11 protein-coding genes are annotated in these 13072 nt (G+C 47.4%); 6 read left to right on the forward strand and 5 right to left on the reverse strand.

The features are described from left to right. Window positions 1–3: 3 nt before the first annotated feature. A complete protein-coding gene (gene spoVAD, locus QP794_RS16890) occupies window positions 4–1020 on the reverse strand; it encodes a stage V sporulation protein AD (protein ID WP_024628528.1) in 1017 nt (338 codons plus the stop codon). After that, window positions 1017–1520, reverse strand: coding sequence for a stage V sporulation protein AC (gene spoVAC, locus QP794_RS16895; RefSeq protein ID WP_285078156.1), 504 nt, complete (start codon window positions 1518–1520; stop codon window positions 1017–1019). Before spoVAC ends, spoVAD begins: the two co-directional genes overlap by 4 nt. A gap of 604 nt (window positions 1521–2124) precedes the next feature. Here spoVAC and QP794_RS16900 point away from each other — a divergent pair. Then, complete coding sequence (locus QP794_RS16900; protein ID WP_285078157.1) at window positions 2125–3198, forward strand: M42 family metallopeptidase; 1074 nt, start codon at window positions 2125–2127, stop codon at window positions 3196–3198. A 145-nt stretch (window positions 3199–3343) separates the two neighbouring features. Here QP794_RS16900 and QP794_RS16905 read toward each other — a convergent pair whose 3' ends face one another. Beyond that, complete coding sequence (locus QP794_RS16905) at window positions 3344–4051, reverse strand: metal-dependent hydrolase (RefSeq protein ID WP_285078158.1); 708 nt, start codon at window positions 4049–4051, stop codon at window positions 3344–3346. A 295-nt stretch (window positions 4052–4346) separates the two neighbouring features. On the opposite strand from QP794_RS16905, the gene nirB reads away from it, so the two are divergent. The 4 genes from nirB (at window position 4347) to QP794_RS16925 (ending at window position 8863) form a co-directional block, all read left to right on the forward strand. Further along, entirely contained in the window at window positions 4347–6776 is a 2430-nt protein-coding gene (gene nirB / locus QP794_RS16910) for a nitrite reductase large subunit NirB (RefSeq protein WP_285078159.1), read from the forward strand. Between the two features lie 69 nt (window positions 6777–6845). Next, window positions 6846–7172: a nitrite reductase small subunit NirD gene (nirD, locus tag QP794_RS16915; RefSeq protein ID WP_053781321.1), complete on the forward strand. Its 327-nt coding sequence runs from the start codon at window positions 6846–6848 to the stop codon at window positions 7170–7172. Between the two features lie 53 nt (window positions 7173–7225). Next, a complete protein-coding gene (locus QP794_RS16920; protein WP_285078160.1) occupies window positions 7226–8008 on the forward strand; it encodes a formate/nitrite transporter family protein in 783 nt (260 codons plus the stop codon). Between the two features lie 225 nt (window positions 8009–8233). Beyond that, the gene (locus QP794_RS16925) at window positions 8234–8863 is read left to right on the forward strand and encodes a YfbR-like 5'-deoxynucleotidase (protein ID WP_024628536.1); all 630 of its coding nucleotides are present in this window, start codon (window positions 8234–8236) and stop codon (window positions 8861–8863) included. 52 nt (window positions 8864–8915) lie between these two features. Here the strand turns inward: QP794_RS16925 and QP794_RS16930 are convergent, their stop codons facing one another. Both QP794_RS16930 and QP794_RS16935 read right to left on the reverse strand, forming a co-directional pair. After that, window positions 8916–9668, reverse strand: coding sequence for a response regulator transcription factor (locus QP794_RS16930; protein ID WP_285078161.1), 753 nt, complete (start codon window positions 9666–9668; stop codon window positions 8916–8918). Further along, the gene (locus QP794_RS16935) at window positions 9658–11559 is read right to left on the reverse strand and encodes a cache domain-containing sensor histidine kinase (protein WP_285078162.1); all 1902 of its coding nucleotides are present in this window, start codon (window positions 11557–11559) and stop codon (window positions 9658–9660) included. Before QP794_RS16935 ends, QP794_RS16930 begins: the two co-directional genes overlap by 11 nt. 176 nt (window positions 11560–11735) lie before the next feature. On the opposite strand from QP794_RS16935, the gene QP794_RS16940 reads away from it, so the two are divergent. After that, window positions 11736–13037, forward strand: coding sequence for an ABC transporter substrate-binding protein (locus QP794_RS16940; protein ID WP_285078163.1), 1302 nt, complete (start codon window positions 11736–11738; stop codon window positions 13035–13037). The last annotated feature ends 35 nt before the right edge of the window (window positions 13038–13072 follow it).

A 13072-nucleotide genomic window follows, 5' to 3' on the forward strand; every position in this document is an offset into this window, starting at 1 on the left:
CCTTTATCCCTCCTTTTCTATGGCTACAGCATGCGCAATACAAGGAATGCTCTCGCCCTGCTGGTATGAAAGTGGAGATAATAATGCACCGGTAGCGACCACCAATACCTTATTGAGTTCACCCTTTTGCATCCGGTTCAAAATATGACCGTAGGTCACGGTCGCTGAACATCCACAGCCGCTTCCCCCAGCCACAACCTGAGGCTGCTTTTCCAGGTTATATATCATCAGGCCACAATCATTGAAGACCGTTTGTTCCATCGGAACACCCTCTTTATGCAAAAGCTCCTTAACGATGGGCAATCCAACCGAAGCAAGATCACCTGTAACAATCAGATCATAATAACCGGGTTCCAGGCCTGTATCCCGGAAATGCGAAACAATGGTATCTGCTGCCGCAGGAGCCATTGCAGCTCCCATGTTAAACGGATCTTTAATGCCCATATCCATAATTCGGCCAATTGTCGCTTTGGTGACTACCGGGCCCTGACCTGTACGGGATATCACACTGCAACCCGACCCCGTAACGGTATACTGCGCATATGGCGGCTTCTGAGAACCGTACTCTGTTGGATAACGAAATTGCTTTTCGACCGTACAGTTATGACTCACCGTACCTGCCAGTACATAATCCCCTGCACCAGAATCCACTATGAGTGAGGCCAGAGCCAAGGTCTCCATTGAGGTTGAACAAGCACCAAATACCCCCAGATAGGGTACACCCAACTTGCGGGCAGAAAAGGAACTGCTGATAATCTGGTTCATCAGATCCCCGCCAACAAAGAATTGAAGCTCTTCCTTCGTGATATTGGCATTGATCAACGCCATTTGGGAGGCCTGTTCAAGGAGCTTGCGCTCTGCCTTTTCCCAGGTTTTCTCCCCAATCTCCAAATTGTCATATACATAATCAAAATCAGATGCAAGAGGCCCTTGGCCTTCATCCGGTCCTCCGACTGCTGACCTGCCAATAATGCGTGGACGGTTCTCAAATTGCCAGGTTTGTTGGCCCAAGCGTTTCATAGATGTCCACCTCCGAAGCCGAGAATGGCATACACGATCCCCACGATGAAGGCAGCAACGACACCAAACACGATGACCGAGCCTGCCAGCTTGAACATGTTCGCACCGACACCAAGTACCAGCCCTTCGGCACGATGCTCCAGTGCTGCCGAGCACATGGAGTTGGCAAACCCGGTGACAGGGACAGCCGTCCCGGCCCCAGCCCATTGCGCCATTTTATCGTAGACACCCATACAAGTCAGAATGACTGAAATGAGAATCATGACCGCAACGGTTGGACTAGCAGCTTCCTTGGATGTCATGTGGAACCCGGCCATAAACGCTTCCTGGATAGCCTGTCCAATGACGCAGATGAATCCGCCAACGAAGAATGCTTTAATACAGTTCGCCCAGATTGGACGGGCAGGCTCGTGTTTTTTGGCGACTTTTTTATATTCCTGTTCACTGATGGACAGGGATGATGATGATTTTTTTCCACTACCCTTAGATTGAGCTGGCAATATACAGAACCTCCCTTAGTGAAAATGAGTCAACTGATGTGACTGCATGTACTGTGTGTAATCCTGTCTTCATTGTTTGTTAAGGTTGGGAAAGTTATGTATCCGGCGGAAGACAGCATTTGTTTCCAGCACGATGAAGCAGCCGAATCAGATGAGTCGCTCAGCGCCGGATCAGAGGTCTGATGAAATTTATAAATAAAGCAGAATGATCACGAGCAAAATAAAAAGGACGATACAAAGGATGGTTTCATTGCCTTCATCGGGTGGAATCATCTATTGTCCAAGCTCCTTCCTGTTGTTAGGCAAGTGAAATGACGGGTTTATTAAAAATAAAGGTTAAGCAAAACTGTTCCTCACTATATGCATATTCAATGCAGCCGCCTCGCGACTGTGTTTGGTGCGGATTTAATAGCCCGATGAAGCATCAAACGCACAATCATTCATGCCTGAGATACGTGACATAACCATGGACAATTACTTGCGCAAGGTTCATACTGTAGTGTGACCAGTGGTTAAATAAACGTTCTTCTCTTTCGAAGGACAACAGTCCGGCAGCCGTTCTGCTGAGACCTGATCTACATACAAGCAGAGGAGTTGTCGACACATGAATCAAAAAACGTTGGAAATGTTTCGAACGTTGACGGAATTCCCTTCCGTTTCCGGGTTTGAACGCGAACTTCGCGGATGGATGAAGGAACAAATGTCTCCTTATACGGATGAATTTGTCCAGGATCGGTTGGGCAGCCTTTTTGGCGTATTGCGAGGAGAGGCGTCCGGACCCAAAGTCATGGTTGCAGGTCACTTCGACGAAGTTGGCTTCATGACTACAGGCATTACGGAAACAGGCATGATCAAATTCCGTCCACTCGGTGGATGGTGGAGTCAGGCTGTACTGTCTCAACGTCTGGAACTCATCACTCCAGAACGCCGGATTCCCGGGGTTGTCGGTTCAACACCTACTCATTTACTCGATGAATCCCAGCGTAATAAACCGGTTGATCTCAACCATATGTACTTGGATGTTGGGGCGGATAACCGTGCAGAAGCAGAATCTTGGGGTATTCATCCTGGTATGCAGATCGTACCGATCTGTGAGTTCACACCGATGGCCAATCCGAAGAAAATTATGGCAAAGGCTTGGGATAACCGTTACGGAGTAGGGCTTGCGCTTGAGCTGGTTGAAGCACTACATAAGGAAAAGTTGCCAAACACCCTCTATTGCGGTGCAACCGTTCAAGAGGAATTGGGACTCCGTGGTGCACGCACGGCTGCCAATCTAATTGAGCCGGATATTTTCTTTGCACTGGACTGCAGTGCCGCGAATGATATGACCGGAGATAAACAATCATTCGGACATATTGGTCAGGGGGCCCTGCTGCGCATCTTCGATCCGGGCATGTTCACCCATCGAGGTATTGTTGAGTATGTTCAGGACACAGCATCATCCAATCAGATCAAAATGCAATATTTCATCTCCCCTGGGGGTACGGATGCCGGAGCGGTTCATCTGAGCGGAATTGGTGTGCCTTCAACAGTAATTGGCATCTGCGCACGTTACATTCATACCTCTTCTTCCATTATTCATACGGATGACTATGATGCAGCAAAAGAGTTGCTCGTGAAGCTGGTGAAGGGTCTGGATCAGACAACACTGAACACAATAATCGAAAACGCGTAACTACCATTAAGAGATGCCCTGATTTTGAGGGCATCTTTTTTATATTCAGAACAGGACATTCACAATCATCAGGTTAAGGTGAGAAATAGAATTGAATAGTACAATGCCAGCCTCTGCAGAAGCAAAGACTGGCATGATTTGGTGGTTAGAGAAATAAAGGCGAAAACGCAATCCAGGCCAAAATAAGTGCCAGCACAATGCAGACATTCTCCACAACGGCCCCATGTTTCGTGCCTGTACTCATGAGATTGAACCGTATACGCCACTTGATTGGCGGCAATGGACGAATGCCCCGATTCGTCAACGAATCAGCCAGCAGATGCATGGCATATGCCGTACCTCCAGCTACCCAGATCTCAGGCCCTTGCAAATGAGTCGTACTGTAGAGCAATCCTGCCCATACGGCGGTTCCATAGAGGGTATGCGTCAATCCCCGGTGAGTTAGCGTCGTGCACAGCATTAACAGACTGCCCGCGATCAGATTCCATGGTGCAAATGCATGGCCATAAAATACGAGTCCTAATCCAATCGCAAACATCAACACTTTGCGCAGCGAACGGGACGGCAGGAAAGATACCATCGCAATCAGAATGGCAAGCAGCAGATTCCATGGTTTCGCCTGAACATAGAAGTACACAAATACAGCGACAGGCAGCAGGATGGTCTGCAGCAGTCGAATCAGGCTGTTCGGCAATGCCTTGGATACCAATAGCGAATTTGGTTCATCGATGTCTGGCAGCAGCGAACCGATCAGAGCCACAGTAACCGCCGGTGCAGTCACGGGCATACCTGCCAATTGCAGAACAGAGAGGGATACAGTGGTCCCAATAATGAGGTGGGATCTTCCCATCATGATGCAAAAACTTCCTTTCGAAGAAATAGGGAACATAAACCGTCCACTCCAGATATTACAACGAAAACAATATAAGAACAATGGTTCGCATTTCTCATTTCATTTAAGTTTTACCCTGTATCCAAAAAAAATAAAAAAGAATCCGTGATAGAGATCACACTTTTAAATTTGTGATTCAACTATAGTCGTTAGTGAAAATAATCACATTTTATGTCTGCATTGAACGTTATGATTCAAATATAAACCACTAAAAATGATGGTAATGTAAAGTGTCCATTCAAGGAGGCATATACACATGAACGGAAATAAGGAAAAACTGGTTATAATCGGAAACGGTATGGCAGGTATCAGTACAGTTGAACAAATTTTAAAATTGAGTTCCCGGTTCGACATTACCGTCTTTGGCACAGAGCCCTATCCCAATTACAACCGGATTATGCTGTCCTATGTATTGGAAGGCAGCAAAACAGTTGATGATATTGTGCTCAATGATCTGCATTGGTATGAAGATTATGGTATCACCCTCCATACGGGTACAACCGTAACACGGATTGATTCCAAGACCCGTGAAGTCGTAACTGCGGAAGGCGCACGCTTCCCTTATGACAAAGCCATCATTGCAACCGGCTCCAGCTCCTTCATTCTTCCCGTACCGGGTCATGACAAACAAGGAGTCGTCGGCTTCAGGGATATCGCGGACTGTAACGTCATGCTGGAAGCCGCGAAACAATATAAAAAAGCCGCTGTCATTGGAGGTGGTCTTCTCGGCCTCGAAGCTGCCAAAGGCTTGGTACAACTCGGCATGGAAGTCACTGTCGTGCATCTGATGGAGGATCTGATGGAACGCCAGCTTGACCCACAGGCGTCCATGATGTTAAAAGCCGAACTTGAGCGACAGGGCATCCGGCTCAAGATGGGCGCACAAACTGCAGAGCTTCTCGGTGGCGAACGGGTAGAAGGTATCCGTTTTACGGACGATTCCGTGCTGAACACTGATTTTGTTGTCATGGCCGTAGGCATCAAACCCAATACGGGTGTAGCCCGGGATAGTGGCATAGAAGTTAACCGGGGCATTGTAGTGGATGACTATATGCAGACGTCACTGGATAATGTATATTCCGTCGGAGAATGTACCGAACATCGTGGTGTATGCTATGGCCTTGTTGCCCCACTATTTGAACAGGGCATGATTCTGGCCAAACATATATGCGGTGTTGAGACAGCTCCTTATGAAGGTTCTGTGGTATCCACGAAATTGAAAATTTCGGGCGTAGATGTCTTTTCGACCGGTGAATTTATTGACAGTCCCGAACATACGGTCATTGCACATAAGGACGACTGGAAACGCACATACAAAAAAATTCTGCTTCGGGATAATATCATGGTTGGCGCTGTACTCTTTGGTGATATCACGGATTCTGCCGAATTACAGAAATTGATCAAACAACAAGCTGAGATGACCGATGAACTATATGCTTCACTGATGGGTACAGGCTGCGGTGGGAACAAAAAAGCTGCATCCGTGGAAACCATAGCAGAAGACGAAATTGTCTGTGGATGTAACGGGGTAACCAAAGGATCCATTATCAGTGCCATTACAAGTGAGGGATTGACCAATGTAGACGAAATCAAAGCCTGTACGGGGGCAACGCGCTCCTGCGGTGGCTGCAAGCCGGTTGTTGAACAGATTTTGCAATATGTGCTTGGAGACAACTTTACAGCGGGTGCCAAACAGGGAATCTGTGGCTGTACCTCCCTCAGCCGGGATGAAATCGTAGCCGAGATCAGACAGAAAGGACTGCAAACGACCAAAGAGGTCATGCATGTTCTGGGATGGAGTCAACCCGAAGGGTGTTCCAAATGCCGCCCGGCCATTAACTATTACCTTGGCATGATTGCACCAGATGCCCATGTGGATGAAAAGGAATCCCGTTTTGTCAACGAACGCATGAACGCCAATATTCAAAAAGACGGCACGTATACGGTTGTACCGCGCATGTATGGCGGAGTCACAACTCCGGAAGACCTGAAACGCATTGCCGACATTTCGGTCAAATACGATGTAAAAGCTGTCAAAGTAACTGGAGGTCAGCGGCTAGATCTGATTGGAGTCAAAAAAGAAGATCTGCCCAAAGTCTGGGCTGAATTGGATATGCCTTCTGGCTATGCATACGCCAAATCGCTGCGTACAGTCAAAACATGTGTCGGCTCACAATTTTGCCGCTTTGGCACGCAGGATTCCATGGCGATGGGCGCTCTGCTAGAGCGCAAGTTTGAACGTCTGGATTTGCCTGCCAAGTTTAAATATGCCGTAAACGGTTGCCCTCGTAACTGTGCGGAGTCGTGTACGAAAGATATTGGTATCGTGGGCAACGACGGCGGCTGGGAAATATTTATTGGAGGCAACGGTGGCATCAAGGCTAGACTGGCTGACTCCCTGTGCAAGGTGAAGACCGATGAAGAATTAGTTGAGCTTTGTGGAGCGATTATGCAGCACTATCGGGAGACAGCCAACTACCTGGAGCGGACTTCCGAATGGGTGGAACGCATAGGTCTGGAGCAGATTCGAGCCGTTGTTGTCGATGACGTAAAAGAGCGTAAGGCGCTTATGGAACGAATCGAATTCGCTCTTGAGCAAGTGGAAGATCCTTGGAAAAAAGCACTGCGTAATGAGGAAGGCCAGAACAAATTATTCCATGGCATAGAAGTTTCTGCTCGACCATAGTACCCTGTCTCGGCCATTATAATAGATATTGAGCCTCTAACGTAATCTGAAAATGAAGGAGATGTTCATATGACAACACAGCAATCTGCCATCTACTATCCTGCCGGAGAGATCGAAGAATTCCTGCCGCAGATTGGCAGAGTGGTTGATATTGAAGGCCATCAACTGGCCGTATTTCGCACCTCGGATGATAGCATCTTCGCTGCAGAAAACAAAAATCCTCATCCCAAGGGCGGACCGCTGGCGGAAGGGATTGTCTCCGGGTATTATCTGTACGATCCGCTGTATGATTGGAAAATCGACTTAAACACAGGTCTTGTTCAGGCCCCCGATCAGGGACAAGTGCAGATGTATCCCGTGAAGATCGAGAACGGGCAGATCTGGATCGCTTTATAGTTTGTAAGATTTTCACTGTCAGCTAAAGATGCACCATAATGGGGGAAATCGTCATGTATACGTCAAATGTTGAAGGAATTATTGAAGCTGCGGTTAAAAAACGAGATCAAATGAACGCAAGCCTGCCACGTTACATGGTTGCAGCTTTGATGGCTGGCGCATATGTAGGCCTTGGCATCATTCTGATATTCAGTATCGGTGCCCCACTGCTTGCTGCTCAGTCCCCACTGCAAATGATGCTGATGGGCATGTCTTTTGGACTTGCCCTCACCCTCGTCATCTTTGCCGGATCGGAGCTGTTTACAGGTAACAACATGTTCTTCACAATGAGCACCTTGGCAGGTCGGACTACTGTTCGGGATACCCTCAAAAACTGGGGGCTCGTCTTCCTCGGCAATCTGATCGGTGCCATTCTGCTCAGCCTACTCATTTTGGGCAGCGGCCTCTTCAAAACGGCTACACCGGAACATCTGCTGTTTGTCGTCTCTGCCAAAAAGATGGCCGCTCCCGTTAGCGAACTGTTCTTTCGAGGCATTCTTTGTAACTGGTTGGTCTGTCTGGCGATCTGGATGGCGGCCCGTTCAAAAGAAGATATTGCCAAACTCGTCCTCATCTGGTGGTGTCTGTACGCCTTTATCGCGAGTGGATATGAGCACAGCGTCGCCAATATGACCTTGCTATCCTTGTCCTGGTTGTTGCCAAACCACCCGGATACAATTACTCTGGCAGGCTGGATCCATAACATGATTCCGGTCACGCTCGGCAATATTATCGGCGGTGCGCTGTTTGTAGGTATGGCATACTGGTTTGTTTCGCCCGTGAAGAAGAAAAGCTAGCCCAATTCCCATCCTTGTCACACCCGCAAGATCTTAAATAAACGGAAGTGAATAAACGCAAAAGACCATCCGCTCTCTGATTCTACAATTAGGAGGACAGGATGGTTTTTTGCTGTTTGGCGATTCGTCTTCTACTTTACCTTAGACTTCATCAGGGTTAATCCGGATTTGACATAACTTTGTTATAATCAGCGCATACTTAAACTAAAAAGGATGATCGCACACATGGGAATTCATACGTACTTTAGATCACTCAACGATCTTGAACGCATTATTCGTACCCCGGGAAAATTCAAATTCGAGGAACACAGCGTATCCGCTCACTCCTGGAAAGTCGTGCAGTATGCCAAAACACTTGCCGATATTGAGGAACAGCATGGGGTCGCTATTGATTGGAAGAAACTTTACGAAATCACCAGCAGTCATGATTATGGCGAAATCTTCATCGGTGATATCAAAACACCAGTCAAACATTATTCACTGGAGCTTCGTTCCATGCTGCAGCAGGTGGAAGAAGGCATGGTTGCGCATTTTATTAACGAAAATATTCCTGAGGAATTCCAACCCATATTCCGCAGACAGCTGCGTGAAGGCAAAGACAACTCGGTTGAAGGACTCATTCTGGAAGTAGCCGACAAAATGGATCAGGTGTACGAAGCGTTTGCTGAACTGCAGCGTGGCAATACCGAAAAGGAATTTATCGTCATGTATCGATATGCCCTGATCAAAATCAAAAATATTGATCTCCACTGTGTACACTATTTCCTCGAACATATTCTCCCCGACATCATAGAGGAAGGCAACCGCTCCCCATTCGATATCCGCCAAATCACGGAAGATGCTTTGTCACAATAATCAGCTCCAGTCATCGTGGTTCTTCAAGAACCATGGACAGGGCTTTTTTTCGTTATTGCAGCTGTTGGCGATACTCGCTGGGATACAGTCCTGTTTTGTTTTTGAAAATACGGCTAAAATAATGGGAGTCGCTATACCCCACCGCTTTGCCTACAGCCTTGATATCCATTTCTTTAAAGGTCACTAGCATGCGCTTTGCTTCGTTGATTCGAAGCCCAGTCATATATTTGAGCGGGGTTTCACCCGTCACCTTTTTGAAACACTTCCCCAGGTAATCCACGCTAAAATGCATCTGTCCTGCCATGTCTTGCAACGTAATTTCATGCATATAATTCTGTTTCAAATACAGCTTCACTGCCTCTGCAATATCCTCCGGCTTCACCTGTTCATCCAGCATTGCACTAACATGTGCCAGTGAGTCTCCTGCACTGCCGAGCTTTAATTCCATCGCATCCAGCAGCGTCCGAAGCTGTCCTTCCGTTAGGGGTTTAAGCAGATAATCCTCCACCTTGTAACTGATCGCCTGACGCGCATATTCAAACTCATGGTGACCGCTCAGAATCACGATCTTGACATGCGGATAGGCAAAATACAGATGCTTCGCCAGTTCCAGCCCATTCATGACGGGCATCTGAATATCGGTAACAACCAGATCAGGCACGGTATGTTCAATCAGTTCCAATGCTTCCTGTCCATTCCTTGCTTCACCTATAACCTCAAACCGTGTGCTCAGCTCACTGAATTTCCGGGATACATTGCGACGAATTAACGCCTCATCCTCCACAATAATGGTTCTATATGTCATGACCATGAGACTCACTGTGCCCCTTTCGAATGGAACCGCCAATCGTGATGCTGACCCCGCCAGAAGAATGATTTGTAATATGCATAAGAGCCGCAGAACCATACCATAATTTGAGCCTGATCCAGATGTTTTTCAAGCCCATACCGTTAATCTCAAGTTCAGGCATACGCTCCCATTCCTGTGATTGTTGTATGTACTGCTGGATGAGCGTAAGTGCCTCGGGTTCCATGCCCGGGCCGTTATCTTCGACAGTCATGCGCCATGTTTCCTGCATGCTGTCCAGCTCTCCAATGATATGCAGCTTCCAGGGCGGATTATCACGCAGTCCATATTTCATGGCATTTTCCAGCAAAGGCTGAATCAGCAGCATGGGAACCTGAAGGCTTTTCATCGAGTCAGGAACATGGAATTCGTAAAGCAGATCATCCTCGAACCGAATTTTCATACACTCCAAATACCGTTCGCAATAGTCGATTTCTTTTTCCAACGGAACACCGTTTTTGTTCGGAGCCGAGATGTAACGCAGCATGGATGCGATGTGACCGCAGAACACAACGATCTGTTCATTCATGCCCTCCTCTGCCATAATGCTGATGTTCGTAATGTTGTTATACAGAAAGTGAGGATTCATCTGAGACTGCAACGCCAGCAACCTGGCATCCGTTTCCTGGGATTTGATCGCCAGCATGTCCTGGAAGGACTGCACAAGCTGTTGATTCAATTGGATAAACGTATCATTCAGCTCATCCATCTCACGGATGGAACCCGGATATTCCAGCTTGAACAACTGACCAGAGTCCTGGCCTGTAGTCAGATCATGGACGCCTGTTTTCTGAATAATACGCTGCAAACGATGGAGCGGCAAAGTAACGCGTTTGGATATCAGATATGAGAGAAGCAGAATAAGCATCAAGGTCACTAAAGTAGCCCCTATGAACAGAAGAGCCATGCGATTCAGATTTGCGAAAAGGGATTGTTTGGACTGCATGACGATAACTGTCCATCCCGTTTCTTGGGAGGTGGTGTAGGTCATCATTTGCTTCGAATTCCCCTTGGGAGCCACCACTTCCTGCATCGTTCCTGAGGGATAGAGATTGTTCCGAATCAAGTTTACAACGTCGGAATCTATTGCCTTTAACCGCTGCTCATGGGACAACAAAGGATATAAAAGCTCATTTCGTTCATTCAATACATACACGCTCAGTTCTTCGTTCCCGGCTTGCACATCGTTCAAATGCTGGAACAGGGTTCCGGCATCCTGCAAAATTTCGACGACTCCTTGCGAGACATAATTCCCATCCTTATACACCCGGGTAAGGGAGAGATATCGTTTACCTGATTCCCCCTGCCCTGTTGGCATCGGTAAAGCACCACCATCCAGTACACTTATGACACGCCAGCCATTGCGCGTCCACGTTTCCTCGTACCACGGTCTTTGGGTCAAATCTACCGACAGCTGTCCATTGAACGCGCCCGCACCCAGCATGTTACCGTTCACATCATAGATATTGGCTTGTTTGGCTGTGTTAGAACTGCTAATAATCGCCAGAATGACATCAATCAGTGTCGTTGTATCCTTGTAAAATGCCGGGTCACTGGTCATCATCTGTTCATTGTCTTCCGCTGGAGATAAATAGTGACTGAAATGCTCCTTGACCAGGTTGGAATATACGATGTTCATGGAGAAATTGTTCATTTTGACGATTTCCTGATCCAGATTGCCCACCATCGAGTTTCCCAGCTGTTTCTGCTGTTCGGCACTGCGATTACGAATGTCATTGGCAAGAAAAACATACAAGATGCTTGCTACAATCAGTGAAAAAACAATGAATACCGCAGAGTAGTAGGCAAACAAGCTTTGCTGAAGCGTCCTGAATCGGTACTTAACCATTTCACACCTCGTTATGGGTTGATATCTTGCAACTTACTCGAAAATGTCCACCCAACAGGACGCTTTTGTCTATTGAGCGCATTCTTCCTTCCGCGTAAAGTTATCCACATAAGAATACGCTTACATAAAGCGTTTCTGCAAGAGCCAATATTCTTTATTCCTTGGGAGGTTCATTGATGAGAAAACGATTTCTATTATCCCTTGTAGGTGTACTGTTGCTGTCCAGCCTGCTTTTTGCCGGGTGCAGCACCAGTGAAAATTATGAAGGCACAGGCAAGGTTACGCTAACCTTCGGAACAAGCCAGAGCGGCATTCCACGTACGGGAATCATGCAGACGATGGCGAAGGAGTATGAACAGGAAACGGGTGTGAAAATTGACTTTCAGGTGGTCCCTGACGCCCAGTGGCGCGACCTGATTAAGGTCAAGCTTGCTTCTGGTGAAGCACCCGATATTTTTAATGTGGATGTAGACCCGCTTAGCATGCCCGCCAATGTTAGACCGGAGGAAAATGCCATCGATCTGACCAATGAGGAATTTACAGGACGCATGTCCGAGGAGATTTTGCCAACGGTTAGCCATAACGACAAGGTGTACGGGGTTTCTTTTGCACCATCGAAAATATGGTATGTGTACTATAACAAACGCATCTTCGAAGAGCTTGGCATTGAGCCGCCAACGTCCTACGCCGAGTTTAAAGCGATCAGCCAGAAAATCAAGGACAAGGACATCATTCCATTCTATCAGGCGCCTGCCAGCGGATGGTATCAGGTGCTGCCATTATTCGAAACCGGACCGAACTATGAGCAGGCCACGCCGGGAACGTACGAGAAGCTAAACAACAATGAGATGAACGTCGCGGATTTGACGCAGCTCAAAACGGTCATTGAACAGCTGAAGGAGTTTGCGGATCTTGGTTACTTCGGCAAGGATTTTCTGTCCAATACAGTGGAGGCTGGAATTGAAGCCTTTGGTCAGGAGAAGGCAGCGATGCTGCTCCGGGTTCCGGGTACCGAAAAGGAAGTGTCCGAAGCTTATCCAGACATGAAAGACAATATGGGATTTTTCGTAATGCCATGGGGTGATAATCAGACCATTGGTGTGAACCCGGGTGGTTCGGCTGCAATGTTTGGCAACAAAAACAGTAAACACCCGGAAGAGGTGTTAAAGTTTTTCCGGTGGATTACGGAGCATGATCATCTGCAGCGTGTATTCGATGGCGGAGAAGGCAACCTGACCATCTGCTGGCCGGAAATTGAACCGAAGCTGACGCAGGATTACATCGATTATGAGAAAACTCATGAGAAAGGTACGGTCATGCAGGCAGCTGTGAAGTACATTGATCCGCAATGGATGGATATTGGCAAGGATCTTTCCGGCATGTTCGCCGGAGCGATGACCCCTGATCAGATTCTTCAAAATATTGACAAACGCCGAGCCGAACAAGCCAAGGTACTAAAAGATGAAGCCTGGCAATAACAACGCATATCTCGGCAAACTTATGAAGCTGACCA

The organism is Paenibacillus sp. UMB7766-LJ446 (assembly GCF_030226665.1).
GTDB lineage: Bacteria > Bacillota > Bacilli > Paenibacillales > Paenibacillaceae > Paenibacillus > Paenibacillus vandeheii.